The 1262-nt window shown below is 37.5% G+C and carries 1 protein-coding gene; it reads left to right on the forward strand.

What is annotated here, in order from left to right; genetic code table 11:
- Positions 1-1212, forward strand: a 1212-nt coding sequence (locus tag KPL55_RS25680; protein WP_216309580.1) for a cell wall-binding repeat-containing protein, incomplete at its 5' end; no start/stop codon positions are given.
- Between the last annotated feature and the right edge of the window lie 50 nt (positions 1213-1262).

Genomic DNA, 1262 nt, shown 5'->3' on the forward strand with positions numbered 1-1262 from the left:
GCAATAAGATTAATTACCATTATCATGGCAATGCCCCTATTATTTTTCACTGGTTGCAAACGTAATTATACAAATGAGTCGCAGAATAACCTAAAGCAAGGTGAGAACACCGTGAAGGGAGATAAGGCTAAGGCTATTAATACTTACACAGTACTTACAAAAAACACTAGCCGAATCCTAGGAAATAATGCTGAAGGCATTTCTCTAGCTACCGCTTGTATGATTTGGCCTGCCACCGAAATTGGCAACCGACCGAAAGCAGTTTTAATAGCCCCAAGTGAGAGCTGGCAAATACAGCTAGCAGCTGTTGACTTAATACATCACCCTAGTGACGGCCCATTGCTAGTATCTAGTAAAGAAAATATCTCTGAGGCAGTATTTAGTGAATTATCTCGGTTAAATCCTATTGGCAGTACCGATGGTATAAAAATAATAACTATAGGCATGAGTGAAAATGCAGGTAAACAGCTAAGGGATAAAGGTTATAAGATTCATGAATTAAAAGGAGATAATCCCAATAAGCTTGCAGAAGATATTGACAACTACTATTCATCCATCTCTGGTGATTTGCCTAATTCTGTAATTATAGGTTCCTCCGAACAGCTTGAATATACATTGCCAGCAGGTAATTGGATTGCTCATATGCCTGAACCGCTCCTATATGTATCAAAGGATACAATTCCACCTGAAACTGAAAACGCCCTAAAAAAACGTAAAGGCAATGCTAATATCTATCTCCTTGGGCCTGCATCAGTAGTTAGTAAGAATATTGAAACTAAACTCCAGAAGTACGGAAAAGTTACTCGCATTTCTGGAGATACACCTTATGCTAATTCTATTGCATTTTCAAAGTTCAAAGATCATGCAACAGGTTTTGGATGGGGTATAACAATGCCTGGACATGGATTATTACTAGTTAGTAAATCTCACGCAAAAGAAAGTATAGCTAGCGTTGCATTTTCACACCGTGGAAAACACGCACCACTTCTCATTACAGATACAGATAAAGCTCCTCAAGAGTTATTAGATTATTTAAAAGAACTTAAGCCTCACTTTAAAAATGAGCCTACTGAAGGACCTTACACTCATCTTTTCATAGCTGGAGATAACCCTTGGATTTCCCAAGAACAACAAGGTAATTTAGACAACTTAATAGAAATCGAGCCTGAAAATGGGCAAGGTGAAACCTCTCCAAATAAGATGAATCACTAAAAACATGTGAGATAATTCCAGTTCATAAAATTGTATATTAGCTTCACAAA

This window comes from Clostridium lacusfryxellense, assembly GCF_018861735.1.
Classification (GTDB): Bacteria; Bacillota; Clostridia; order Clostridiales; family Clostridiaceae; genus Clostridium_AD; species Clostridium_AD lacusfryxellense.